We start from the raw sequence: 26,028 nt of genomic DNA, 5'->3' as shown, positions 1-26,028 counted from the left end.
GCAGTTCCAGCAAACACCAACCACGACAATGGGAGCCATCATGGGCCTGGCAGCGTTTCTTAAATCCAGACTGGTTCCTGCCGATCTGGATGCACAGGTAGACAAGATTAAAAAACCTATTGGCTCCCTTGGGTATGATCCCTGGGGCTACAACAATGAAGTCATCAAATACGGCTTCGGCATTACCCGCCAGATTTACGAAAAATATTTCCGCGTTCAGGCCAGTGGTGTTGAAAACATCCCGGCCGAAGGCCCAGTGCTGATTATTGCCAACCACTCGGGCCAACTGCCCCTTGACGGCCTGCTGATCGGCTATGCCATTGCCACCCGCAAGGAAAAACCACGCATCCCCCGAGCCATGATCGAGCGCTTTTTCCCGACAGTACCCTGGCTTGGCAACCTGCTGAACGAAGTTGGCGCCGTGCTGGGCGACCCGGTTAACTGCGCAAAAATGCTCGAGAACGACGAAGCGGTCATTGTGTTTCCCGAAGGCGTTCGCGGCTCAGGCAAGCTCTACCGGGATCGTTACCAACTAAAGCGCTTCGGTAACGGATTCATGCACCTGGCCATGAAATACAACGCACCCATTATTCCTGTTGGCGTTGTCGGCTGCGAAGAAACCATTCCCGCCATAGCCAATATCAAACCCCTGGCCAACGCCCTCGGCGTGCCTTATGTACCCGTTGCCTTACCGATTATTTTTCCGGCCAAAGTACACCTGAATTTCGGCAAACCGATGTATTTTGATGGCACCGACATTCCCGAAAAACAAGTGACCGACCGGGTAGAGGCCGTGAAGGCCGAAATAAGCCGGCTGATCGACAAAGGTCTGAGCGAGAGGAAAAGGCTGTTCTGATGACACAAAAACGCAGACCACAGATTCTGGTAACCGGTGCAGCCGGCGCGCTGGCCCAACAGGTCATCAAAAAGCTCAGAGATACATGCGACCTGGTCGCCGTGGATTTCCGCGAACAGGTATACCTGGGCGACGACATCCCCAGCTACTGCATCGATTTCAACAAGCGCGTATTTGAAGATCTGTTTCGCCGATATCACTTCGACGGTGTGATCCACCTGGGCCGCGTTCAGTCCAGCGAACTCACCCGAATGCGCCGCTATAACGCCAACGTACTGGGTACGCAGAAGCTACTGGACCTGTCTCACAAATACGGAATACGCCGGGTGATTGTTCTGTCCACTTACCACGTGTATGGCGCAGTGGCTTACAACCCGGCGCTGATTGACGAGTCCGCCCCCCTGAAAAGTGCCGGCCTGAGTGCCGACCTGATCGATTCGGTAGAGCTCGAAAACCTCGCCAACATTTACCTTTGGCGTTACCCGGAACTGCACATTACCATCCTGCGGGCCTGCAATATCGTTGGGCCAGGCGTGCGCAACACCATGAGCAAGCTGCTCAGCAGTGACCGGGCACCGGTGCTGGCCGGTTTTTCCCCGATGATGCAGTTCATCCACATTGATGACATGGCAGACGCCATCGTGCTGACCTGGAACAAATCCGTAAAAGGCATCTTCAACGTCGCCCCACACGACTGGGTGGCCTACCAACAAGCGCTAAAACTGTGTGGATGCAAACGCATCCCAATCCCGTCCATCCCGCCGACCGTACCGAAAATAATTGCCACTCTACTGAAACTACGCAGCTTTCCTCCTTACCTGATGGCGTTTTTCAAATATCCGGTTGTGATAGATGGACGGAGTTTCGCCAAGGAGTTCAAGTTCACCCCCAAGCGCCCGTTAAAAGAAATTTTCAGCTATTACCGGGATAACAAGAAGCCCGTGTGACCCCTGCACGGAATTCTTGAATTGAAATGGACGTAAACGGGCTTTCAAGGCTACCCTGTACAAGTTAAGTACAGACCGACGGTTCAAGGGAAAGACCGAATGTTCAGGGACCTCAGCGTAATCAGTTACGGCGCGTCAGCGGCTGTCTTTGCCGTGCTGTCGGTTATGGTCGCCACGCGTTACCTTCGGCGTGACCTGGACAGAGCCCTGTTTCTCGCGTCTTTTGTCACCACACTCTGGGCCTCCGTGCTGGTCACCCAAAGTCTTTGGGGCCACCCGGGATTTTTCACCCGCTACCTGCTGGAACTGCTGCGCGACACGGCCTGGCTTTTACTCCTGTTCGCCATACTTCGTGACTCCTTCCGCCAGGCCCGGTTTGCCAGCCAGATCCGGAAAATGCTCGGGATCGCGACCTTTGCACTCATTGTCACACTGATTGCCCTTGGCACCCTTGAGTTCGTGTTCAACGCAGACATTGTTAACGGAAAAACCAAACTGATCGGGCAGATTGCGTTGTCGCTTCTGGGACTTTCACTGGTTGAACAGATCTGGCGTAACTCTCCGGCGCTCGGCCGCTCAAGCATGAAATACCTGTGCATCGGCACCGCCACCCTTTTCGCCTACGACTTCTTCATGTACGCAGACGCCCTGCTATTCGGGCAAGTCGCAGACTCGTTCTGGAACGCCAGAGGGTTCGTCAATGCCGCCCTGGTCCCTCTGTTCGCCATCAACGTCATCAACACTCGCAAACAGCCGGTCGACTTCCAGTTATCACGCTCAGCGGTTTTTCATGCCGGCACCCTGATGATTGCCGGCGCCTACCTGATATTACTCGCCGTCGGTGGGTATTACGTGCGCACGCTGGGCGGTGAGTGGGGAGAAGCCCTGCAGGTACTGTTTATTTCCGTCTCACTCGCGTTCCTTGTGGCGCTGCTGATGTCCCGGCGAATTCGCGCCCGGTTGATGGTGTTCATCAGCCAGAATTTTTTCGACTACAAATACGACTACCGGGAAGAATGGCTGAGAATGACCCGTGAACTCGCCAACCTGAGCAACGACCCCCCCCTTCCAGAACGGGTTGTACGCATACTTGCAGGGCTGGTTGAAAGTAATGCGGGCGCCATCTGGGTCAAAGCCGAACAAAGTGGATACGAGCTTAAAGGCAGCGTAAACCTGGCGTCCCCCAAATACACCGCCATCGACAGCGACTCGGAACTGGTGCGCTTTTTCCAGGAAAAGGAATGGATCATTGACCTATCCGAGTACCGGGAAGACCCGCTCAGCTACAACCTGCTGGAACTGCCGGACTCGATAACCAACACACCCGATGCCTGGCTCGTTATCCCGCTGTTTCTTGGCAACGAGCTTTACGGCATCGCCTTAGTCGGCACACCCTACGCCAGGGTTGAGCTGAACTGGGAAAATTTCGACCTGATTAAAGTCGTCGCCCGGCAAACCTGTAACCTGCTCGCCCAGGCCGATGCCCAGAACCGGCTTTCCCGCGCCATGCAGTTTGAAGCCGTCAGCAAAGCCTCAGCCTTTATGGTTCACGATCTCAAGACCCTGATAGCCCAGCTTTCCCTGCTGGTGAAAAATGCGCCCAAACACCGCAACAACCCGGCCTTTATCGACGACATGATAGCCACGACAGACCATGCCGTGCGCAAAATGTCCAACCTGGTAGACCATATTCGCAAGCCCGCGGACCCACACGAAGAGCAACGCAGCGCCGTAGACCTGACCACCGTTGTGCGGGAACTCGCCGAACACAACAGCCGGCGCACACCCGCCCCCCAGCTTCTGGGGGCGCCACCCCCCATATTAGTCTGCGCGGACAAAGAACAACTCCGAAATGTGCTGGGGCATCTGATACAGAATGCCCAGGATGCAACGCCACCCGACGGCGAGCTCACCCTCAATCTGAAAACCGCCAAAGGCAAGGTAGTCCTGTTTATTCAGGACACCGGTACCGGTATGACCGAAGAATTCATCCGAACCCAACTGTTCAAACCCTTTGAAAGCACCAAGGGCCTCACGGGCATGGGGATTGGCGCCTACCAGGCCAGGGAGTACATCCAGGAACTGGGCGGCAGCATAGACGTCACCAGTGAGCCGGGCGTTGGCTCCTGCTTTTCGGTAAGAATCCCTCTCGCACAGGTGAGTGCCAGCGAAGCAGGCAAAACCCCGAAAGCGCCGGATTATGATGAGCAACCAACGCTGAAAACCGTCAACTAAACGACGCGAACAACCTTTTTGTTGACCCGGCATTGCAAAGTGTCAATGTTCAGTTAAGAATCGTACACATGGAACAGGTTAAGGCTTAGAGCCAACCAGCCGACAGAACACGGAACAAAGGACTGATTGTTGTTGTGAAGCAGCTACTGATTGTAGAGGATGACCCAGGCCTTCAAAGCCAGATGCGCTGGTGCTTTAGCGATGATGTTGAAGTATCGATAGCGGCTGACCGCGAAACTGCCCTGGCTTTACTTCGCCGCCTGGAGCCCCAGGTTGTTACACTGGACCTTGGGCTTCCGCCCGACCCGGGTGGGGCCACCCAGGGTTTTGCCTTGCTCGAAGATATCCTCCGCCTGGCCCCGCAAACCAAAGTCGTCGTGGTCACCGGTAGAGAAGACAAAGAAAATGCCGTGAAGGCCATTGGCATGGGCGCCTGCGATTTCTACCAGAAGCCTCTGGATGGCGACATTCTCACCTTCGTAGTCAACCGCGCCTTTCGCCTCGCCGAGCTTGAAAAAGAAAACCGCGAGCTGGCCAGCCAGAGCACCGGCAACAACATCAAGGGCATTGTCGCCGCCAGCCCCGAAATGCTCGCCATTTGTCGCACGGTCGAGAAAGTTGCGCCCACCGACGTCACCACACTGATTACTGGTGAAACCGGTACCGGCAAGGAACTGCTGGCACAGGCCCTGCACGACCGCAGCCACCGGGCCGACAAACCGTTTGCTGCGATTAACTGTGCTGCTATCCCTGAAAACCTGCTGGAAAGCGAATTGTTCGGCTTTGAAAAGGGCTCCTTCACCGGTGCCACCCAAAGCAAAAAAGGCAAAATTGAAAGCGCCAATGGCGGCACCCTGTTTCTCGATGAGATTGGCGACATGCCAATGGCGTTACAGGCCAAACTTCTGCGTTTCCTGCAGGAACGGATGGTCGATCGCGTGGGCTCCGTTAAACCCATTCCCGTCGATGTCCGAGTGGTTTGTGCCACCCACCGCAATGTTCAGGAACTCATCAGTCAGGGCAGTTTCCGCGAAGACCTTTACTATCGCATCAGCGAAATCACACTTGATGTACCGGCGCTGCGTGACCGGGACGGTGACGCCATTGTCATTGCCCAGTCCTTGCTGAAAAGCCTGGGCAAGCAAATGGAACGGCCCAATCTCAGCTTCTCGGAAGACGCCGCACAAGCCATCAGCAGTTACAGCTGGCCGGGCAACGTTCGTGAAATGATCAACAAGGTGAAACGGGCCATCATTATGGCAGACGGCAAGCGAATCACTGCCGATGACCTTGTTCTGCCGGTAGAGGAAAGCTGCGACACCGACTACCAGCTGAACCTTCGCCAGGTGCGGGAGGGGGCCGAGCGCAAAGCCATCGTTCAGGCGCTCACCACATGCAACTACAACATGGCGCAGGCCTCAAGGTTGCTGGGCATCACCCGCCCCACCCTGTACAACCTGACCGACAAATACCGAATTGAAACATCGACCGCGTCCAGCGGTGCCTGACACATGTTTTTGGGAACAGAACAAGACCCGATATAAAAAGGAACAGGGCATGAACATTCACACCATTATGCGCGCGTCATTACTTTCAGCCGCCATTGCTGCCGGGCTTGCCGGCTGTAGCAATGAGCCGGACATGACTCAGGAAGACATTCAGTACATCAGCCACGTAGATCAGGCCCGGTTTTTCCAGCGCCAGGGTGAGCTCAAAGCCAGCACCATTGAGGCCAGAAGCGCCATACAGCTTCAGCCAGAGCGCGTAGCGCCCTACTTCGTCATCATCGACAACCTGCTAACCGCAGGGGATGCAGTGAACGCCGAGCGCCAGCTTGACCAGCTACTCGACAACATCGATGCCACCAATCTGAGCCAGTCAGACCAGAACGAGGCAGCATTGATTCGCGCAGAATCTCGAATTCTTCAGGGCAAAACCAACGAAGCCATTGAGGCGCTTAACCAGATCAACACACCGTCCAGAGACCAGGAACTTCAGGCAGACAACCTGAGAGCACGCGCCTGGCTTGTCAGCGCCAACCTCGACAACGCCGAGAAAGCCTATCGGGAAGCCGTTGAGAAACACACCAACAACGCGGTCGCCATGGTCGGGCTATCGAGAATTGCCGCCGCCCGAGAACAATTCGAAGTTGCCGCTGAGCAGCTCGCCCAAGCGGAACAAATGGACGCCGAGCACGAAGAGGTCTGGCTCTGGAAAGCCCAGCTCGCGCACCTTCAAGGCCAATGGCCACAAGCCGAGCAAGCCTATATTCGCGCGCTGGAGAGCATCGGCCAATACGATGTCATGACCTACCGCAAGTACCAGACCATCTCCGCACTGGTCACCGTACTTCGCCAGCAAGGCAAATCTGCTGAGGCTTTTGTTTACGAAGAGATCCTTGCCAAATCGGCGCCCGGCACTGTCAAAAGTAACCTGGAAGCCGCCACGGCCGCATACAATGAGGGCGACCTGGACACCGCCGCACGCTACCTGCAGGAAGTGCTCAACCAGGCTCCCGGCCACCAGCAAAGTGCACTGATGCTTGGAGTCATTCGCTTCCGCCAGGGTCGCGCGGAGGAAGCGGAGAAGCTGCTTGAACCCCTATCAAACATGGATGATGCAGATGGCGTTCGAAAGCTTCTGGCCGCGACCCGTATCTCTATGCAAGACCCCCAAGGTGCAAAGTCCATCCTCGAAAACGTCGATAATAAAGAATCTGACCCACAAACTCTCGCACTCGTGGGCATTGCAGCCTTAGCCTCCGGCGACGACCAAAGCGGCCGGCAATTGCTCGAAAAGGCACTGGAACTGGCCCCTGGAAACCACAATCTTCGGCTCAGGTACGCGGCCTACCTGACGCAAGTCCGAGACTACGACAAAGCCCTTGAACAGGCACGCAAGATACCGGACGACGCAGCTGAAGCCGAACAGGCCCAGCTACTGACATCACAAGTACAAGCGTTCTCCGGCAACACCAACGCCGCACGTGAAACACTGGACGCCTGGCTCAAGAAAAACCCGGACAATGTGCCCGCCCTGATTGCCCGTGGAAATCTGGCGAGCAGTCTTAACGACCGTGCAGGCGCCCAAACGTTCTACAACAAAGCTCGTGAACAGGCCCCTGAAGACCCGGCCCCACTTGTTGCTTTGGGCAATCTTGCGCGCAACAACAATGATTCGAGCAAAGCCCTGGCCCTGTACAAAGAGGCTATCGCCCTCAACCCGGATCACGCCGGCGCCATCCAGGCCGCGGCTCGCATCATGGGCCGCGAAGACCTGACCAAGCTGATGGAAGACATGCGCACCCTGCACCCACAGGCCAACGGCCCACGCCTGGTCTTGCTTGAATCCGCGCTCATCAACAACGATACCTCTCAAGCTGACGAACTGACGGCCCAGTTGATGGAACGCGAACAGGAAGATAAACCCAGTGCGGCAGAACCGATGGTGGCAGCCGTGTACGAGAGCATCGCCACCCAGATGGCCCAGCGCAACAACTTCGAACGCGCCCTGGAAATTCTGAACCGAGGCCGAATTCTGTTCCCCCAGGATGAAAGCATCACCCTCAAACTGGCGGCCATCGAGTTCAGCCAAGGCAACACCGCAAACGCAAGAAATGCGCTGCAGGATGCCAAACAGCACCATCCGGACTCCCCCGCCCCCTATCAGGTGGAGGCGAGCTACTACGAAAACGCCGGTGAACATCAACAAGCAGCCGAACTGTACCAGCTGGCACTCAGCAAGCGCAGTTCAGCCGATCTTGAAGTCGCCCACGCACGAGCCCTCGCCAGAGCCGGCCGCGGCCAGCAAGCCATTGAAGCACTGAAGGACGCGGCCAACCGCTTCCCTAATAACCAGCCCATACTGCTCAGCCTGGCGATGAACCACCAGCAAGCAGGCCAGCCCGAAGAAGCGATCAGGCACTATCAGAAACTGACCGAACTCGCCCCCGACAACCCGCTGGTGCTCAACAACCTGGCCTGGTTGTACTACGAAAACGGCAATGAACAAGCTTCAGAGCTGGCCCGAAAAGCCTACGAACTGGCGCCTGAAAATGCCGCCATCGCAGATACCTATGGCTGGATACTGTTTGAATCCGGAAAGCAGGCTGAAAGCCTGGACGTCCTGAAAAAAGCGCACGAGCTGGCACCGGACTCACAGGAAATTGCCATGCATTTGGTTGAAGCCTACCGCGCCAATGGCCAGACAGAAGCAGCAAGGCAGGTCATGGCCAAATTTGAGGGCACCACCAACGGCTAACCTGCTATAACCGGCACGGTGACATAACTAAACGTTCCTACCTGCCGGTGGCGGCCATCACCTACTGCAACAATACTTTACGTATTGTTTCAAATCGCAAGGAAGGTGAATTATGGCTGCTATCAAAGCGTTAGGGCTTGGCACGATTGTCGTAGTCGTCAGCGGCTGCCAAAGCTGGCAATACCGTGATATTGGCGATTTACCGGCTACGGCTGCCGTGCCAGAAGTCAGTGAACCAGGGAAGGTCGATGTCTGGTACTTTGATGCCATCACCGGCAACAATGTTCAAAGTATGCTGGATGCCGAAAAATACCCAGACTCGCCCGATCAGATCGCAGAATTCTCCGAACTCCGACAGGCCGTCAGCCGGGGCAATAACTACGGCACACTCATCCGCGGATTTGTTGCGCCTCCCACAACTGGCGAATACACCTTCTACATCAGCGGTGATGACGAAACCCAGCTCTGGCTGTCCGATTCTCAAAGCCCTGACACCGCAGTCCAGATTGCCATGACTATGTCCACACCGGTGGACAACTTCAGCCGTTACAGCTCGCAGACCTCCGGCGTCCATTACCTGGAAGCTGGGAAAAAATACTACTTTGAACTCAGGCACAAGGAAGGGGGTTGGGACGATCATTTCACCGTTGCCTGGTCCGGACCCGGACTTTCCCAGCAAGTCATCAAAGGCGAGCACCTCTTCAGCTGGGCGACCAAAGGCCCAGATACCAAGCCGGAAATGAGCGCAGAGGACGCCTACGTCCTGGGCTACAAAATCGGCTATTTCGATGCAGAGCAGGGCCTGAGTTTTAGTGGAACCTACCCCCCTCTTGATGAAGACGGTGACAATCTTTATGACAACTGGGAGACGCTGTACGGACTAGACCCGAAAAACCCCGGTGATGCTACGTCCGACACCGATGATGACCTTTTAACGGCCCTGGACGAGTTCTGGGCAAGGACCAATCCACAGCTTGAAGACAGCGACGGGGACGGCCTGCCCGATGGGTATGAGTACGCCTACGGCCTGAACCCGACTGATCCCGGCGATGCCAGCGTTGATACGGATGGCGATGGTTACAGCGCGCTCGAGGAATATCAGGCCGGCACAAATCCTGACGACCCGGCAGAATTCCCGGTAGCCGAACCCATATACGCTGCCGGTTTTGCCGGTCAGTATTTTACCGGCATCAACTTTGACAACTTTATTTACACACGCAAGGACAACGAGGTCAATTTCAGTTGGGGCAACGGTAGCCCATCAGCAGATATTCCCAACGACAGGTACAGCGTTCGCTGGCAAGGCTGGTTCACCCCACCTCACGCGGAAGGCACAAGAGACTACGTTTTCTCCACCACCACTGATGACGGCACAAGGCTCCTACTGAACGGGGCGACCGTGATTGATCAATGGAAAAATCAATCCCCGACCACATACACGGCCACCGCTAACCTGCCAGCCGGAACCCCGGTTGCGGTTACCATGGAGTACTTTGAATCGGGCTGGGGAGCCACCGCCAGGCTCACCATTACCGACTCAACAACCGGTATCGTTCTGCCCGCACTGGATGTGGTTCAGCACCTTGCCCTGGATAGCGAAGTCGCCGAAAGCAGCCTGGGCGACGGCATTGATGACCTCTACAAGCTTCGTTACGGCCTGCCAATCATGCAACCTTCAGCAACCCGCATCCTCAACAACAGCGGCGTAACTGTCTTTGACGCCTATCAGTCCGGCTTGCATCCCTATACCCTGGAAACCGTCTCCGAACCTGAGGCACCCGTAACCAGCGCTCCGGATAACAACGGCGACGCTCTCGGCACCGTCACGCTTTCCTGGACTCCACCGGGCACCCGAGTGGATGGAAGCAGCATCTCGCTGAGCGAAATCAGCGTCTACCGAATCAGTTACGGACAAGACAGCAACAACCTGAGCCAGTCCGTTGATGTGCCCGCGGGAACGACCCAAACCACCATCAACGATCTGCCGACCGGGAGCTGGTTTTTTACTATCAGGGTCATTGACACCAACGGTTTGAGCAGCGAGCCCTCAGACCCTGTTGCATATACCGTCCAGTAATTGGACAGGTCGTCAGATTACTTTACATGAGCGTCTACCAGGAGACATTTTAGTCTTACATTTCAGCAACTTAAAACTTGGCACGACACCTGCTTGAATAGAAGTGAAGTACAACATAGAACACTCACTGGAGGAGTGACTAAAATGAACAAATTGACTCAAGGCTTGGCACTTGCAGCGGCAGTTGGATTCGCTGGTGTAGCACAAGCTGCCTATATCGACACGGTTGCTAACACCAACCCGGCCCAGGCACCTTCTGCGGTTCCAACAAATAACGATTACGCGAACGGCGTTGGAATCCCGGCTGGAGATTTTACTGGTCCGCAGTATTACAACACCACTGACTCCGTTCTTCTGTCCCATTCAATCGAATCGGTGTCAAACGATCCATTTAAACTGACATTTACCTATCTGGGTAAAGAGGCTGGTTACACCGGTTCCTTCCTGTATGAAGGTTCTGAAGTATTTAATACTGGAACTAGCCCACTGGGTGACACATTCAGTGCCATCTACGCTGGCGGGATGGGTAAACTCGACTTCGGCTTCTCATCTTTAGCATGGGGAAATCCAGTCGGTTCCGTATCCAACCAAGGAACTGGAAACCTTGCCGTTGGATATAATTTCTCAATCTTCGAAGCTGGAGAAGACTGGTTCATTCTCAGCCTTGATGACAACAACCAGGTTGACGACAACCACGACGACATGCTCGTAATGGTGAGGGCCTCTGAAGTGCCTGAGCCGGGCACACTCGCCCTGCTTGGCCTCGGTTTGGCCGGCATTGCGGTGCGCATGAGAGGCCGTAAAAAAGCCTGATCGCACATTTTGTGGTATTGTTTAAAGCCCTGCAATTGCAGGGCTTTTTTATTGGTTGCCGCTGAATGAACATCCAGATTATCTACGCAAGCAGTGGGCTCGGGCTAAGAAAAGATGCCCACATCCTCGACTCGGCCCTGACGGTCATGGGACACACTTGTCACCAAGTTCAGCTTCGCCCTACCCCCGAATGGCGGAACAGGCTCTCGCACTTTCGTTATAGAGTCGTCACACGGTACTTCCCGGAACCCGCCAAGCGCCTTTACTACCAATTAAACCGGTGGATGAAGGTTTCTGTATGTAAAGGGCCCAAAGCGGACCTGGTGATACACCTCGAAAACATTCGCCCATCTCATCTCAGCGCTGGCACGATACATTGGCTCATACCTAACCAGGAATGGTTCATTGAGTCTCGAACTCCGTATCTGAACTTTATTGACAGTGTTCTTTGCAAAACCAGGCTAGCAGAAGCGATTTTTTCCAGCAGGCATCCAAGCACTTACTTTTTAGGCTTTACAGGCTCAGCAAACACAGAAGTCATGCTCAGCCTGAATAAGAATTTCAAACTTGCACTCCACGTAGCCGGCAATAGCAGATTCAAGGGAACAGAAGCCTTGCTAGCCTGTTGGCAAAAGCACCCGGAATGGCCAACCCTTGTGGTAGCCTCACAACATATTGACGACCAAAAGACATATCCACACAACCTGACCGTACGAAAAAGCCTAAGCGACAAGGAACTGTCCAATCTTTGGGCGAGGGCTGGGTTTGCAATCATTCCATCGGAAGTCGAAGGCTACGGACAGGCACTTGCGGAAGCCATGAGTTTCGGGTGCGTGCCTATTACAACCGATGCCGCACCCATGAACGAACTGATTAATAAACATCGAGGCTATCTTGTACCTGCCCCTCTCTCGCAGCCATTCAGGCTAGGCACGCGTTACTTTGTGTCGGAAAAAGAGCTGGAGAAGGTCATTTCAGAAGCACTGGAAACAAGTGAAAGCACCCTCCAAAAGATGTCCGAGGCCTCCGCGGAGTGGTATCGACACAACCACGCTGATTTTCTTGTCCGCCTTGAAAATCAGATCAATCAGATGACCGAACAACCTCACGGTCAATCGATGCAAGGGCCGACGGAAACACCGAATCAGCAAATCCCGCCAAACTAGCCCTTGGGTCGCAGTCATCACAACTTAATGCCGCAATTAACAAACTGGCATCATCCCGGTTATTGAAAAATCCTGAGACCTGAGCAAGCTTGGCACGCCATTGATCGGTTTCCCAACGACCCTCAACCAGATAGCTGTACGCAATATGGACTCGCGCTCCAGTCACCCTACTTTTCAAAGTCATACCTTGCACAGGAATATCCAGCCGGTTATCGACACTGAAAAACTGCTCTGGTATCCAAAATTCTCGGTCATAAAGGGAGTTACTGTATTGAATCAGTTCAGCACGGTGACGCTGGAATTCGTAGGTAAAGACGCCAAGGTAAAAGGTTTCATCGATCTCCCCACCTGAATTCACATGCTGACGATCAAATAGGGTTTGTACATACACGCGGTCAGCATTGCGCAACTGGGGACGCCAACCCGTCAGTTGAGCGCCAAACACCGGCGCATATTGACCGCCTAGGTCGATCGAATAGCCTGCGGGATTTTCAGCAATCATCGCGCGCTTTTCCGGCAGCATTGCCCAAGCAGCAGCAACCAAAACAATAATCGAGCTCACAGAGACAACCGTAAGAGCTGAATTGGGGGTTGGTTCCCGAGCCTCAAAAGCTGCCGGCTGCGCTGCATCATCGCGAATTTCCAGTCGACGAGCGAGGAAATAGAGCGGCACTAAGGTTCCAGCAAACACCCACCAGCCGAAGTTATCGTGATCTTCAATAAGACTGGACTGCATGTTGGTTTCATAACCCATATAGATGATCACAAAAACGCGAATCCAGTTAGCGACAAGAGCAAAAGCGACCCCAAGCAAAAACAACATCACCCGAGAACGAACACGAGAAAGATACATCTCGCCATAGATCAGCACCAAGGCCTGCCCCACCAAAAGGTACCGAAGTCCAGAGCAGCCGTTAGCCACCTCAAACGTGCCAACACCAATCAGATAGACAAAAACACCTTCAACCTCAAAGTCTATATCGAGAAGGCCGAGCAAGAATTTGTTGACCGCAACGGTGATCAGCTGAAGATTCCAGGACAAGAAATCCCAAACTGGTATCGTTAGAAAAACAAGCCCAATAGGCACCAGAAAGAACTGGATCTGGCGCCAGCCCATCATTACCGCCAATGCACTGAGCAACATAGGAATCAGCATTAGCTGCTGCAATGCTTGCAGGCGAATCAGCTCCCCAAGCCAGTAGCCGACAAGACAAAAACCCAACGGGATTAGCCAGAAAGGATAAAAAGCAGACACAACGGAATGGCGCACTGAAGTTCGTGCTATGAGGAATAATGAAACCGCCAGAAGCAAAAAACCATGCGAGTAGGACTCATCAAGCTTCAACCAGCGCGTAACGACACCTTCAATTGTCGGGAACGTTAACAGACCAAGTGCGCAAATGGTTGCCAGGTAAGGAAGCAACTGCCTGAATATGGCGGGGGACGGAATCCATTCCCTGTTCATAAATAAACCTGTTTACAGCCTGAAAAAACGGTTAACAGAAGAAACAAGCCCTTGAGGCAAGTAACCCCGGGCGCCGTACGCCAGCTTTAGCAGCGGCGAACGCACATACTCCACCGTAGTGAATCGCACAACACTGCCCTTGAAGTGACTTTTGTAAAAGGTATTTTTGCCAGCCCCCGCCAAGAGATCATACTCTACCACCGCCGGATCCTTAAAAGCCTGCTCGATGGCATAGCCCAGGTGGAGCGTTCCCAACGATAATTTGGGGTGAAAATCTTCTGCAAAACCGGCCTGAAGGTTGTACATGCGATTGCCAGCACAAATATCGTATAAAACCGACACCACCTTCCCCTCAGACGCTAGTACAGAAAGCCGAGCTTGCTGACCTTCAGACAACCGAGCCAATAGAAGCCTATGGAAGCGCACAGCGTGGCTATCAAAACAGGGCTTCCCCCAACGCTCTTGATGGAATTCGTTAAGACGCTCCAGAAAACTGTCGGCGTCTGTCCAGGAATGCCACTCGCCTTGAAGCGCATTTTCAAAAACATTCCTGCGATTATACGCTTTCAGGCGAGTGCTCTTACCCAACTCCACCAGCCAACCCGAATAGTCGCCTGTGACATCTATGACCACCCCCTCGGATTCACTTCGAACCAACCTGGAAACATCCAGTTGCCCGTCAAGAGCAGGCTCCAAATCATCCATTACTTTCCGAGATACATCCGCCAGGATCAGTTCATCCCACACGGCGCCACTGAGGTAACCCGCCAAGGCCTCAAGTGATCCGGCCTTATGACGACTATCGGCGATGAAGCCGATATACTCTGTACGGACAGTTGGCCCAACTTTCCAGGCATTTCCAACAACGTGAAGACGGTTGATGCGCCAACCAACCGGTGTCACGCGCGAATTCGAGTATAAGGGTGCCAAGGCAACAAGTTGGTCTTTTGAATCATAGACGGCCAGCAACAATAATTGCAGACCGAGCTGACTCCCCCAAACTTCCCACCAGGATGCCTGCCAAGGCCAACTCATGAACAAAGGATCCGCATCGCTTCGCTTCAGCAAGGCTTGCCAGTCTGACTGCATGCTTTGAAAGTCAGTGTATGTCAGTGCCCTTACGTGGTACATCAGCCGCGGCCGCCGCCAGGAATACTCACCGCCAACTTCGCCAAGAAACGCCAAGGACCAAGCCAGAACGGATCGTACTTCACGGCCGTCACGAAGCCCCGCCAGGCGCTCCATAACCGCCTAACAGACAGCTCGTAGCGAGCCTTGCGCACATAGAACCGACTCAAACCACGTTTTCGCTCTGATATTGTTAATGCATCAGGAAACGCTTCAATAAAATGATGAACGATCGCCTCGTTTGCTTCGAAACGACTATCTTTGTCGCTGGAAATCTGGTTTTCCATGACGCGGTAATAGCCCAATAACTCGGGCAAATAATAGAACTTATAGCGAGTCGAAAGTCGTAACCAAAGCCCATAATCCTCAGCCAGACGATCATTTTTATCAAAGCCGCCCATATCGACAAAGCATTGCCTGCGGGTCATGGTGGTATTCATGCTTACAAAATTATCGTGCAACAGATGCGGTGTAATACGACCACTATGGCGTTTCATGCGGTTAGTGCCTATCTCACGACCCTGCTCGTCGATGACAATAAAATCGCCATAAACTACGTCACTACTCGGATTATCGTCGAATGCCTTGAGAGATTTTTCGAACTTATCTGGAAGCCAGGCATTGTCTGAATCGAGAAAACATACGAAATCCCCAGTCGCTTCGTCCAGGCCGCGATTTCTGGCGACACTTTGCCCCTGATTTTCCTGATAGAACAGCCGAATCCTGCCATCTTTCAAATAAGGCTCAAGCACCTCTCTCGTATTATCGGTGGACCCATCGTCAACAATCAGCAACTCAAAGTGTGGATATGTCTGAGCAAGAACGCTCTCAACCGCCTCCACGATAAAGTCCGCCCTGTTGTAGGTTGGCGTAATAACACTTATCAACGGTTGACTATCCGACATTACACACCTTCCCTGTCAGTAACTTTCTCGTTCCAGGATTCCCGAGCTGCCTGAAGCAACTCACCATCTGAATCTCCACCCATAATAAACCAGCCTTGGGCACTGCTTTCAGGCTCGTTATCCCCAAGCATCTCTCTGGAAGACCATACATAGAAACGAGGCTGCTCCCTACCCTGATAGAACCCCATCGATTTCATCACGCGCTTCAGTTCGAAATCCGACGTCATAGAGGAAAATGCGTTTGCGCTTGCCCAATAGCCAAGAATCGCTTTAACCAACGCGCGCTTCACCGGCACACTCCGAGCTGGCCCCAGGTAATCGACAAATCGAACCTGCCCGCCGGAAACACGAACAACGCCTACTGCTGTAAGTGCGTGATGCTTGTCTCGAACTTCAACGAAGCGATACCGTCCCAAAGGATGCTTCTGATAACGCCAATCCAGATACTCCCAGTCGCGCACGACTGCCTTTGTATAGCCCGCCTGAACATCCGCCCACAAACGATCAACTTCCCCACTATCTGGAAGGCCGTCCAGTTGAACCGTCTTGAGCCCAGCACCACCAGAACTCCAGTGCATGGCCGCTGTCAGCAGCTGAAAGACCGAAAGAGCAATATCTCGAAGTGTAGCCGGGCGACAAATCTTTTTGAGGAAATGAACCTCATGGCTAGCTTGCCACCCCATTCGCTCCAACACGATAGCCGCAACCGGGCTGATTCCAAACGACATCAGCACCGGTGATTTCGTTGCCAATGCTTCTTTGATCAAACGACCAACACCCTGGCCGCGATAATCGGCGCTCACCTTGAAATCACAACTCCACATAGCATTCGAGATTGCGCCATTCCAAACGATCGAAACAGGGACTACACCATTAAACCCAACGGTTCGCCCATCATCTTCTGCAATAATGGGCTCAAAACCTCGGGTCTTTGCCCCCGGGCTCTCTAAAAACTGGTAATTCCACAGCTCAGCTTTGAACGGCACGTCTGAAAAAAGCTCCAAAACCTGCGCCCGATGCGACTGATCCAAATAGGGTTTAATGTCAGCCAACAGTCTGCTCCAGCCAGGCAAGGAACATCAGTACTCCCCAAAGCTCAGCAGAATAATCTTCACGAGCGCGCAGGTGTTCACGCCAATAGGCCATCACAACCCTCTCATTCAAATAATCCTGCTTCTGAAAAACTGCGGGGGTCAACAAAGATTCCGCCCAAGGACGCAAAGGGCCCCGCAACCACTGCCCGACAGGAACGGCAAATCCCTGCTTGGGGCGATCAACTAACTCGCGGGGAACATGCCGATACAAAACACTGCGCAGCACCTGCTTGCCAACACCGCCTTTAACGTTATAGCCCAACGGCAAGGACAGCGCGAAAGACACCACGCGCGGGTCCAGCATCGGTATCCTTGTTTCCAGGCTACAAGCCATAGCTGCGCGATCTACCTTCACCAGGATGTCATCCGGGAGGTACCAATTCAGATCCCGCCACATCAAGGTTTTCATGGTGTTATCCGGCACCCCACCCGGTAATTGCGCATTCAGGCCGTACGTGCCGTCCGATATGGAATGTTTTAAGCACTCCGGCTCATTCCAGAAAGACACCGACTGCCGATAGTACTCCGATAGATCCTCTGCCCTGGCCATAGCACGCTCTGCTTTCAGGCGGTGGCTAATAGCCAGCAACGAACGATCTCGCTGTGAAGGCACAGCGGCACGAATGGCCCGGCTTGCAACCCCCTCAGGGATTAACGACGCAGCCCTACGCGCAAGAGAGCTCACGCTGAAACGATTTTGCCAACGATTTCCAACTGACGGATACCGGCTATAGCCGCAAAACAACTCATCGCCCCCATCGCCTGAAAGCGCAACGGTAACGTGCTTTCGAGTCATCTGGCTGACAAGAAATGTAGGTAACTGAGAGGAGTCAGCAAACGGCTCGTCGTAAAGCTCCGGTAAACGCGGAACCAGCTCCAGAGCATCATCAGGCTTGACGTAAAGCTCCGTATGTTGAGTGCCAAGGTGGCGGGCGACTTCGGCTGCGTGGATTGCCTCATTGAAGCCGGGCTCGTCAAAACCAATACTGAACGTTCTAACCGGCTGACTGGCTCGGGCTTGCATCAAGGCGACGACTGTTGAAGAGTCAATGCCGCCGGAAAGAAACGCCCCCAAAGGGACATCCGATATCATTTGGTCTTCTATTACATCACCCAGAAGACTTTCGAGTTTATGGCTGCTCTGATTAAAGCTATCCGACGATGGAGCTGCGAAACAACTTTCCAGCTGCCAATATCGTGAGGGTTCCGGACTATAACCCGGCTCAAGGCTTGATAGATCGAAAGAAATCAGCGAAGCAGGCGGTAGCTTAAAGATACCGGGATGGATACTCCAGGGTGCTGGAATCACGTTGTGACGTAGCAGCAGTGCCAATGCCTGAGGCTCGACTCCGCCCTTCCAATCGGGATGCACTCGGAGAGCTTTAAGTTCTGAACCAAACAGGAGTGTTTTGCCTTGCCAACCATAGTAAATCGGCTTCTCACCCATTCGATCTCTCGCCAGTGAGAGGGTTCGTTTTTGGGTATCAACCAAGGCAAAGGCAAACATTCCAGAGAACTTGGCGAGACTTTGCTCAAGCCCCCAAGTCTCAAAGGCTGCCAGCATCACCTCAGTGTCGGAATGCCCCCGAAAGGCACATCCCTCCTTTATCAACGACTCCCTCAATCGCCTGAAGTTATATATTTCTCCATTGAACGCAATGACATAACGCCCCGTGGCGGAGGCCATAGGTTGCGCACCGGCAGGAGAGAGATCCTGAATAGATAAACGCCGGTGTACCAAGCCTGCGCCTAGTTCACCGCTTGTCCATACTCCATCCGCATCGGGGCCACGATGGGCAATGGCCTCTCCCATCTGGCGTAACGTGTTGTTGGACAACCCAGCCGGCAGGGGGCCTACAAATCCAGCAAAACCGCACATTGGCTACGTCCTTCCATACATACGTGCTATCCGGGCGCCCAGATAACGCCTTTCTTCCCTGTTTAATACCAGCAACCAGAAGCCAACCAGCCAGCCCAGGCTACTCAATACAGCCCCGGCAACGATATCGGTGTAAGAATCGTAAACCAGGTACTCACCAACAACCAGCAAAACCAACGCCATGATGCCCGAAGGCACCAATCCGGGTAGCACGGCAGACCGCAAATAATAGAGCACCGTGATACCAAGCTGACGGCAGGTATAACGAAGATATAAGGGCACGAAAATCAACCCCGGGACGACCGATGCGAATGCCACCCCTTCCAAACCAAAAGGATGAACAAGAATGAGGCTTAAGCCAATATTGATAGCCGCCGCTATTGGCGTAAGCTTCGCAAAAATGCCGTGCTTATTGATGGCCGTGAGATAGCGGCTTGCGAAAGGGTTAATAAACGGAAGAATCGTAAAAAACACCAAAAATACAATGATGAGCCTGGCTTGATTACCAAACTCGGAATCCAGCCAAACAGAAATAAATGGCACGCCCAACATTAACGCACCGGTGCCCATACCGAACAAAATACTGACAACGTAGCGAGAAGACATAACAAACACTCGACGTATCATATCATCCTCGGCCTTGGCACTAAGGCCACTGAAAAGAGGCATAAATGCGTGCGTTAATGTCCATCCCATCGTGCGAATCTGTTGGGCCAGATTGGCAGGAATACTGTAGAACGGCACCATTGCAGGGCCCATAATAAACCCAATCACAAGCACGTCCGTCGCATTCTCAACCCGACTGGCAATACCCTGTACAAAAGACTTAAACCCAAAAACCACCAGTTCTTTCAGACGCAACCATGAATAATTACCAGCTTGCACTTTTATTGCCCCGTAGGCAGGTCGGGACAGTATCCACATGAACAAAACATACTTAATTGAAATGCCAATTCCATTAATGGCTGCAAGAAGTAGCAAACCATTCTCAGGCGTTATAAACGTGTATAGCAGCGTTGATCCTATTATTGAATTAACAATCGTAATATTGTTCTTAAGATAATATTTTTGAAACCCCTCCAGATAGCTTTCGGCAACGTAACCAGGGAAGGAGATAAAAAGGTAGGCGCCGATAATTATAAGAAAAAGCGTGTATTTCTGACTTGAACCTCCAGCAGGTGATAGAGAACCAGAGAACCAGATACCCCAAAGGAAGAAAAATAGAAATAGAAGCACGCCGACAATGGCCATAAATGCAAATGCCGAAACATAGACAGACTGGAGTGCGACCTCATCCTGCTCAGCGAGATGTTTGGCGGCATAGCGACTGATAGCCGGCCTCAGCCCTAGATCAAGAATGCCCATATATCCGATAACAGCACCTATCATTTCCCATAGGCCGTAATCGTATTTTCCAAGATTATGGACAAATACAGGGGTCATGATGAAAGTGATCGCCAGTTTGACAAACATGACCAGGACGTTAGACCCGGTATTCACCAGAAGTGTGCGGATCACTTGCTCGCCTCCGGTCGATCGAGCACTGAGTTAAATACGCCCAGAAGGCTCTCTGCCGTTGCCGAGACATCAAAACGTTCTGCCGCAACGTCTCTGAAACTCGAGAACTCTACGGCGAAGTGTTCTTGACGAGACTCAAATAAAGATAGCTGCTCTACCAACTGGGACAGGGAACCTACCTCAAAAATCAAAGCCGGTGTGTTGTTCGTAACTTCCTTCAAACCTATACAGTTTGAGGCGATAAGTGGCTTACCAGCAACCATCACTTCCATCGCAAGCAAAGGACAGGCCTCCCACCGGGATGGCATTACAACAGCGTCCACCCCACGAATTGCAGCGCCCATTTCATCGGTACCGGGGAAGAAGTGAAAGTACTCTTTTAGCTCCCTACGCGCGATATTCTCCTGTTCCTCACGAATGAATCCACCCCAGCCAAAACAGCAAACGTGCAAAGGCCTATGCTTCCCGGAATTGCTCCAACTCTCAACTGCATCAACCAGCAATCCAAACCCTTTTTGGGCCATGAAACGGCCAAAAAAACCAACTACCAATGCGTTGTCGGGAATGCCCGCCTCCCTGCGGAGTGCCCTCGAATCCGCTCCGAGAAATGCAGCGCTCTTAATACCGTTCCTTACTGCAATCACCCTCCCTTTTCCAGCAAGAGCCGGAAAGGTCACCCGAAAATTCTCAGCGGCATCACCGCCAACGGGATTAACTACACGTGCAAGCGAGAACAAGCGGGCCATAATGTACTTCTTGAACGTTCCCATAACGCCCCTGAAGTGCCCCGGCATGAAAACATCATGGGTTGTAATAATATGAGGAATACGAAGAAGCCAAAGTGGGAATGCTGATATCAATCCTGCTGTAAAACCATGTGAATGCACGAGTGCTGGCCTTTTTCTCAAAACAACCCGCAAAAGCACGATCAATAGTTTCAGATTACTTTCCGGTGTTTTCGCCAAGACACTGACATTGCTTAATGGCGCCACCAACGATTCCAAAGCTGCCGATTCAGGCGTTACAAGACTAAACTCAAAGTCTTTCAGGGCTTCGTTACCGTAAACATAAGAAAAATACGTTCGAATCCCTCCACCTGGGTGCCTCGCAAATACAACAACTTGCATTCAAAATTCCCTTTAAAACGAAGAGTTAGCGCCTATCGGCCAGGCCAACCAAGTTACTGAAACGGCTTTTCTGAACCGAACTGACCGGAATACTTTCAACCTCACTGGCGTCCAGTAGGTCCAACAGAACCAAACGATGAAATACGACAACTGCACCCGCAAAGAGATACCAATAGTACTGGGAAAGCCCCCAATAGTTGAAGCTGTATACCGCATACATCCAGAACAAGGCGATCAAAGCTTTGTTCAAACTGACATAGAAGGTCCCAGGCCTCTCCGAGAGCCGAGAGATTCGCTTTTGATTTTCGACAAGCCCCTGGTAGACCTTTAAAAGAAAACGCAGGAAAATCAGTGTTCCAATGATGCCAAGCTCAATCAGCAATTCCGCATACAGATTGTGAGAAGCCTGACGACTGCCCAGTATGTGCGTTTTAGCCTCAGGCGTCGTGCCAAGGCCGTGGCCAACAATCGGCCGCTCAAAGCCCAGAGCGAATTCTCGCATCATTCCCTGAATGCGGCCGTCAGCGGTCGCCGCATTGGACGTCTCAGACTGGCCAACCAACGACAGATAACGGTCTTTCTGCTCATCACTCATCACGTGCCACCCTGCAAAGCCGACCAACACAGCGACAACAATCAAACTGAACTTTCGGCTCGATTCCTTGAACACAAAAAAAGCGACCACGAACAATGCCAACAGGGCCCCTCGCGACTGCGTTAAAATAAGAGCGTACAGTAACGGTGGCATCAACAGCAGATAAAGAAGCTTCGCCTTAAACCCTGATGACCAAAGCAGATAATGAAGAAAAGGTATGGCCGTTACGATCACAAAGCCTAACTCATTAGGATTAATAACATCCGAAGGCGCACCAGCCAGTCGCTGTGAAAACTCCCCATGCCCAAGATGCGTTCTACTGCCCCAATATCCCTCTGTCACGTGCAAAAACAAGGGTTCGAGAACTCGAAATACCTGGCACGCGATAAACACCGTCAAGAAAATCTTCAGTCGTCGATTTGAGTCCACCAAAAGCACGGTAAAATAGAAAAACACGATGGCTTTAACAAAATCTCCCAAGTTATTCTTCACAACGCTACCCGGCCATTCAACCAAAGGCAGTGATACCACCAGATAGCCAATCAACACCAAAAGAGACGCCACAATCGGGTCGCGGGTCCACCCTCGAAAGCTATCGCGCTGAGTGTACAGACTGAAAGAAATCACTAACACCAAAAGCAACGTTGGTCTGATCAACGCATAGGCGGGAATTCTGGCGGATAGGTGGAGAAAAAAATCCACTAGAAAATAGATAAACAACCAAAATGTAAATGCGCTGGCCGAAGCTCTTTCATTAGCCCCTACACTAATCATATCGGGTCTCTAAATGGTGCCCTCTGAACTTCATCCCAAGTAATTCAATACCCGAAACCGCTTTGAGAAACTGAAACTGATCTGAAGAGCTCGCATGTCTGCGCATGGCGTAGCGCTGGCGATGCTCCCCATCGTCGGCAAAAGCCACGACAGCACACGAAAATCCTGCATCCCGAACAAACTGAACCTGCTCTCCAACGAAATCATCGGGCGTTCCGTTTGGGTAACAAAATGAACGGGTAACGTTACCAAGCATTTTCTCCAGCATTTTCCCACAGCCCAGAATTTCGTTTCTGGCCTGCTCGCTGCTTACTCTTGCGAGGGATGGATGGGTGACAGTGTGCCCTCCTACTTCCAGCCCCTCAGCCTGCATCTCTTTCAGCTGATCCCATGTAACGGGCTCGAACCCCTCGGGGGGGCACTTCGGCAATTCAACCTGCCAGGTGCGAGCCATACTCGCCAGACACTCGAGCTTTTCTGCGTCATCCGCCATTAAGAGGATTTGATTGATCCTCCAAAATTCACTCTCAAAATCGTCTGCACTCAACGGTGTTTGAATGTGGAACAGACCGAGGTCGAACGTTGCTTGTGATTTTGGGGCCTTCGTCAATAAATATCGCAATTGATCAGGCCACAACCATAGATCGCCACTCACAAACCCTGTGGTTACATAGAACGTGGCAGGCACGCCATATTTCTTCAGTATCGGCCAGGCAATTGAATAGAAATCCTGGTAACCGTCATCGACAGTAATCGCCACACTGTTCCTGGGGAGTTTATGGCTGCCATAGAGTGACGACGCAATTTGGGAAACCGTTACTGGATTAAGATGCCGCGCTATATACCTTACCTGCCACTCAAACTCCTCCGCACTGACATGGCCACTCTCGGGTAGCCGGGAAAAGCGATGATACATAAGGATACGCGGGCGGCGTGCAGTAATAGCTCGAGACAGGGCATAGCCCCCTGCCTCACCAACGACCTTTACCCACCTCGAGATATTCACCGAACCCCCAATTCTGACCGGCTATAATCTGAACCCGACAACAACCGATCGTACAACCCACAGTGAGCCTCAATCATTGTTTGCAACGCATGCCGGTGTCCCGCACGTTTGCAGCCAGCTTCACCCATGGCGGCCACAGCTCGTGACTCACCATTCAGAACAGTAGCCAACTGCTCAGCCATTTGATCAACATCCCCCATGGGAAACAGGAATCCCGTAACACCATGCTCTACGGCTTCACTGTTTCCTCCCACGTCAGATGCCACGACCGGAAGCCTGGCTTGCATATACTCAACAATGGCGTTCGAATAACCCTCTGACTCCGAGCACAGTAAACCAACATCCATGACTCGCAGAATATTTTTTACATCCGAACGAGCTCCCAAAAAGTGGACTTGCCCGGTAATACCGGCTGTTTCAGCGAGCATACGGTAGGGCTGCGGATCACCCGCTCCTATCAATACCAAATGAGTATCGGGGAGCGTTTGGGTAAGTCTAGCAATCGCACTAATAGCATCACCAATTCGTTTTATGTCACGCAAATTTGCAACCAGTACCACAAACCGTCCACTTTTCGGTAAGCCCAGAGTCTCGACATATCGCTGTCGTTCTTCGCCGATCAAAGGGTGCAGCTCCTCGTCACCTTCAGGGTATCCATTGTAAATCACTGAAACATCCGCATCTGAAAACCCTTCTTTCTGAACAGTGATTCGCTTCACCGCTTCGCTGTTTGCAACAACGCCCCTCACAAAAGCAGCCGTTCGCCGAAGCACCCAAAGGTATTTACGGGTATACCAATACCCCATGTCTCTTCGGGAAATAAGCGTAGGAATTGCCACAAGGCCAAACACAGGAGGACAAAGAACGGATGAATCGTTGAAAAATACATGGCACAGAGCCGTGCCAGCCTGTTTTTGACGGCGAGCAAACTGAAACAATGCCAGCCATGTTTTTATGCTGAAAAGCTTCGAAGTGCCCAATACGTGCACCTTACATGGGATATTGCCCTCGTTGACATAGTCTGATGAACGAAGAACCAACAACTCCGGGACAAATCGATCAGCAGGTAGGTTTGAGATGAGTTGCAGCAACTGGCCTTCTGTTCCTGCATACGGGCTGGAGAACTGATCGATCACAAACAGAACACGAACCGGACTTTCCATTTCCATAAGATGACTTTCCAACGATTCAGTTTGGCTTTTCAACACCCAGAATGACGTTAACAGCGCGCACGGGATCACCGAATCCAGCCAGTAGAATATGGAGAGCAGAGCGCCCAACATTCCCCTGTTTCCAATAGACCTGACCCATTCTAAAATGAAGCAAAGCACGACGTTTTCGAATTGTAGATCGTCTATATGGAAAACGAGCTTCCGCTCTATTTAGTATCTCGAATCCGGTCGACCAACGCCTTTCAAGTCCTTTCTGGCTGATTGAGTTTTCATGCTTTCGATAGTAAAAGCTATGATATCCGGAGTATGCAATTGGAAAGGCCTCCGCAATACGTAATACGAAATCATGATCCTGAGCAGCGCGGAATGACTCTTCTAAAAATCCGATTCTATCAACTACCGCCTTCCTAAACATACATAATCCTGGGGACGGTATGTAGCAGTCTAAAAGCAAATTATTCGGATCACTCTTCTCTACATGGTTATTCCGAAAGAGCGGATAGATGGGATCCAAATTATTATCTACAGCAAAGCCAGATCCATAGACCATAGCGAATTCAGCGTTGTTGGCTAGAAAGCGCGAGTGAGCGTCGAGCGCGCCTTCAGCCAACAAATCGTCACTATCAAGGATCACGACATAGTGCCCCACCGCTTTTTTCAAACCTAAATTAATGGACGCAGCTTGACCTCGATTCTCGTGATTTGGATGCCTCATTACTCTAATGCGCGGATCTTGCAAGTTTTGCAGCCAATCCCATGTGCCATCAGTTGAACCATCATCGATAATCAGGTATTCGAAATTACAGTTTTTTTGGCTAATAACAGAGTTTAACGTTTCCTGCAGAAGCATGACTCGATTGAATGCAGGAGTAATAACGCTAACCAAAGGCTTGTCAGAAGTTAATTCCATTTACTACTCCCTACGTCCATTTTTCCGAATTACCCCAAAAGTTCTGAAAAAATTAGCTTTCATCATCCTCCCTTTTGCATCAGATTGTAAACAGGACTGGC

Annotated in this window: 19 protein-coding genes; 8 read left to right on the top strand and 11 right to left on the bottom strand. The window is 52.2% G+C overall.

From position 1 onward, the window contains the following. Positions 1 to 40: 40 nt before the first annotated feature. The 8 genes from QPL95_RS02725 to QPL95_RS02690 all read left to right on the top strand — a co-directional run bounded on the left by QPL95_RS02725 (position 41) and on the right by QPL95_RS02690 (position 12,354). The gene (locus QPL95_RS02725) at positions 41 to 856 is read left to right on the top strand and encodes a lysophospholipid acyltransferase family protein (RefSeq protein ID WP_303289460.1); all 816 of its coding nucleotides are present in this window, start codon (positions 41 to 43) and stop codon (positions 854 to 856) included. Beyond that, positions 856 to 1,803 carry an SDR family oxidoreductase gene (locus QPL95_RS02720; protein ID WP_303289459.1) on the top strand — a complete coding sequence of 316 codons (948 nt, stop codon included), beginning with the start codon at positions 856 to 858 and terminating at the stop codon, positions 1,801 to 1,803. Before QPL95_RS02725 ends, QPL95_RS02720 begins: the two co-directional genes overlap by 1 nt. A gap of 99 nt (positions 1,804 to 1,902) precedes the next feature. Further along, positions 1,903 to 4,038 carry an XrtA/PEP-CTERM system histidine kinase PrsK gene (prsK, locus tag QPL95_RS02715; RefSeq protein ID WP_303289458.1) on the top strand — a complete coding sequence of 712 codons (2,136 nt, stop codon included), beginning with the start codon at positions 1,903 to 1,905 and terminating at the stop codon, positions 4,036 to 4,038. Positions 4,039 to 4,172: 134 nt separating this feature from the next. Continuing rightward, positions 4,173 to 5,546: a PEP-CTERM-box response regulator transcription factor gene (gene prsR, locus QPL95_RS02710; RefSeq protein ID WP_303289457.1), complete on the top strand. Its 1,374-nt coding sequence runs from the start codon at positions 4,173 to 4,175 to the stop codon at positions 5,544 to 5,546. A 49-nt stretch (positions 5,547 to 5,595) separates the two neighbouring features. Next, positions 5,596 to 8,298, top strand: coding sequence for a tetratricopeptide repeat protein (locus QPL95_RS02705; protein ID WP_303289456.1), 2,703 nt, complete (start codon positions 5,596 to 5,598; stop codon positions 8,296 to 8,298). A gap of 112 nt (positions 8,299 to 8,410) precedes the next feature. Further along, the gene (locus tag QPL95_RS02700) at positions 8,411 to 10,375 is read left to right on the top strand and encodes a PA14 domain-containing protein (protein WP_303289455.1); all 1,965 of its coding nucleotides are present in this window, start codon (positions 8,411 to 8,413) and stop codon (positions 10,373 to 10,375) included. 144 nt (positions 10,376 to 10,519) lie between these two features. Continuing rightward, positions 10,520 to 11,188, top strand: coding sequence for a PEP-CTERM sorting domain-containing protein (locus QPL95_RS02695; RefSeq protein WP_303289454.1), 669 nt, complete (start codon positions 10,520 to 10,522; stop codon positions 11,186 to 11,188). A 65-nt stretch (positions 11,189 to 11,253) separates the two neighbouring features. Beyond that, a complete protein-coding gene (locus tag QPL95_RS02690; protein ID WP_303289453.1) occupies positions 11,254 to 12,354 on the top strand; it encodes a glycosyltransferase in 1,101 nt (366 codons plus the stop codon). Here QPL95_RS02690 and QPL95_RS02685 read toward each other — a convergent pair. The 11 genes from QPL95_RS02685 to QPL95_RS02635 all read right to left on the bottom strand — a co-directional run bounded on the left by QPL95_RS02685 (position 12,272) and on the right by QPL95_RS02635 (position 25,927). Next, positions 12,272 to 13,819 carry an exosortase/archaeosortase family protein gene (locus tag QPL95_RS02685; RefSeq protein WP_303289452.1) on the bottom strand — a complete coding sequence of 516 codons (1,548 nt, stop codon included), beginning with the start codon at positions 13,817 to 13,819 and terminating at the stop codon, positions 12,272 to 12,274. The genes QPL95_RS02690 and QPL95_RS02685 overlap by 83 nt on opposite strands. 12 nt (positions 13,820 to 13,831) lie before the next feature. After that, on the bottom strand, positions 13,832 to 14,908 hold the full coding sequence (locus QPL95_RS02680) for a GNAT family N-acetyltransferase (protein WP_303289451.1): 1,077 nt from the start codon (positions 14,906 to 14,908) through the stop codon (positions 13,832 to 13,834). Positions 14,909 to 14,949: 41 nt separating this feature from the next. After that, positions 14,950 to 15,852 (bottom strand): glycosyltransferase, encoded by a 903-nt coding sequence (locus QPL95_RS02675; RefSeq protein ID WP_303289450.1) that lies wholly within the window; start codon positions 15,850 to 15,852, stop codon positions 14,950 to 14,952. After that, on the bottom strand, positions 15,852 to 16,904 hold the full coding sequence (locus tag QPL95_RS02670; protein WP_303289449.1) for a hypothetical protein: 1,053 nt from the start codon (positions 16,902 to 16,904) through the stop codon (positions 15,852 to 15,854). The genes QPL95_RS02675 and QPL95_RS02670 overlap by 1 nt, the downstream gene beginning before the upstream one ends. Further along, positions 16,897 to 18,825 carry an asparagine synthase (glutamine-hydrolyzing) gene (asnB, locus tag QPL95_RS02665; protein WP_303289448.1) on the bottom strand — a complete coding sequence of 643 codons (1,929 nt, stop codon included), beginning with the start codon at positions 18,823 to 18,825 and terminating at the stop codon, positions 16,897 to 16,899. The genes QPL95_RS02670 and asnB overlap by 8 nt, the downstream gene beginning before the upstream one ends. A gap of 3 nt (positions 18,826 to 18,828) precedes the next feature. Further along, the gene (locus tag QPL95_RS02660) at positions 18,829 to 20,343 is read right to left on the bottom strand and encodes an oligosaccharide flippase family protein (protein ID WP_303289447.1); all 1,515 of its coding nucleotides are present in this window, start codon (positions 20,341 to 20,343) and stop codon (positions 18,829 to 18,831) included. Further along, positions 20,340 to 21,470, bottom strand: a complete 1,131-nt coding sequence (locus QPL95_RS02655; RefSeq protein ID WP_303289446.1) for a glycosyltransferase family 4 protein — start codon at positions 21,468 to 21,470, stop codon at positions 20,340 to 20,342. The genes QPL95_RS02660 and QPL95_RS02655 overlap by 4 nt, the downstream gene beginning before the upstream one ends. A 25-nt stretch (positions 21,471 to 21,495) precedes the next feature. Beyond that, positions 21,496 to 22,839: an O-antigen ligase gene (locus QPL95_RS02650; RefSeq protein WP_303289445.1), complete on the bottom strand. Its 1,344-nt coding sequence runs from the start codon at positions 22,837 to 22,839 to the stop codon at positions 21,496 to 21,498. Then, a complete protein-coding gene (locus tag QPL95_RS02645) occupies positions 22,832 to 23,755 on the bottom strand; it encodes a polysaccharide deacetylase family protein (protein WP_303289444.1) in 924 nt (307 codons plus the stop codon). The genes QPL95_RS02650 and QPL95_RS02645 overlap by 8 nt, the downstream gene beginning before the upstream one ends. 86 nt (positions 23,756 to 23,841) lie before the next feature. Beyond that, positions 23,842 to 25,014: a glycosyltransferase gene (locus tag QPL95_RS02640; RefSeq protein WP_303289443.1), complete on the bottom strand. Its 1,173-nt coding sequence runs from the start codon at positions 25,012 to 25,014 to the stop codon at positions 23,842 to 23,844. A gap of 19 nt (positions 25,015 to 25,033) precedes the next feature. Continuing rightward, entirely contained in the window at positions 25,034 to 25,927 is an 894-nt protein-coding gene (locus QPL95_RS02635) for a glycosyltransferase (RefSeq protein ID WP_303289442.1), read from the bottom strand. Positions 25,928 to 26,028 lie beyond the last annotated feature (101 nt).

The sequence above is a fragment of the Marinobacter sp. SS5-14b genome (genome assembly GCF_030541005.1).
Lineage (GTDB): Bacteria > Pseudomonadota > Gammaproteobacteria > Pseudomonadales > Oleiphilaceae > Marinobacter.
This window is presented reverse-complemented; position numbering and strand designations above follow the sequence as displayed.

Excerpts from the sequence above, each read along its gene's own strand:
- QPL95_RS02725 (WP_303289460.1), top strand. The coding sequence starts at position 41 with ATGGGCCTGGCAGCGTTTCTTAAATCCAGACTGGTTCCTGCCGATCTG.
- QPL95_RS02720 (WP_303289459.1), top strand. The coding sequence starts at position 856 with ATGACACAAAAACGCAGACCACAGATTCTGGTAACCGGTGCAGCCGGC.
- prsK (WP_303289458.1), top strand. The coding sequence starts at position 1,903 with ATGTTCAGGGACCTCAGCGTAATCAGTTACGGCGCGTCAGCGGCTGTC.
- QPL95_RS02705 (WP_303289456.1), top strand. The coding sequence starts at position 5,596 with ATGAACATTCACACCATTATGCGCGCGTCATTACTTTCAGCCGCCATT.
- QPL95_RS02700 (WP_303289455.1), top strand. The coding sequence starts at position 8,411 with ATGGCTGCTATCAAAGCGTTAGGGCTTGGCACGATTGTCGTAGTCGTC.
- QPL95_RS02695 (WP_303289454.1), top strand. The coding sequence starts at position 10,520 with ATGAACAAATTGACTCAAGGCTTGGCACTTGCAGCGGCAGTTGGATTC.
- QPL95_RS02690 (WP_303289453.1), top strand. The coding sequence starts at position 11,254 with ATGAACATCCAGATTATCTACGCAAGCAGTGGGCTCGGGCTAAGAAAA.
- QPL95_RS02685 (WP_303289452.1), bottom strand. The coding sequence starts at position 13,819 with ATGAACAGGGAATGGATTCCGTCCCCCGCCATATTCAGGCAGTTGCTT.
- QPL95_RS02680 (WP_303289451.1), bottom strand. The coding sequence starts at position 14,908 with ATGCAGTCAGACTGGCAAGCCTTGCTGAAGCGAAGCGATGCGGATCCT.
- QPL95_RS02675 (WP_303289450.1), bottom strand. The coding sequence starts at position 15,852 with ATGTCGGATAGTCAACCGTTGATAAGTGTTATTACGCCAACCTACAAC.
- asnB (WP_303289448.1), bottom strand. The coding sequence starts at position 18,825 with ATGTGCGGTTTTGCTGGATTTGTAGGCCCCCTGCCGGCTGGGTTGTCC.
- QPL95_RS02655 (WP_303289446.1), bottom strand. The coding sequence starts at position 21,470 with ATGCAAGTTGTTGTATTTGCGAGGCACCCAGGTGGAGGGATTCGAACG.
- QPL95_RS02650 (WP_303289445.1), bottom strand. The coding sequence starts at position 22,839 with ATGATTAGTGTAGGGGCTAATGAAAGAGCTTCGGCCAGCGCATTTACA.
- QPL95_RS02645 (WP_303289444.1), bottom strand. The coding sequence starts at position 23,755 with ATGTATCATCGCTTTTCCCGGCTACCCGAGAGTGGCCATGTCAGTGCG.
- QPL95_RS02640 (WP_303289443.1), bottom strand. The coding sequence starts at position 25,014 with ATGGAAATGGAAAGTCCGGTTCGTGTTCTGTTTGTGATCGATCAGTTC.
- QPL95_RS02635 (WP_303289442.1), bottom strand. The coding sequence starts at position 25,927 with ATGGAATTAACTTCTGACAAGCCTTTGGTTAGCGTTATTACTCCTGCA.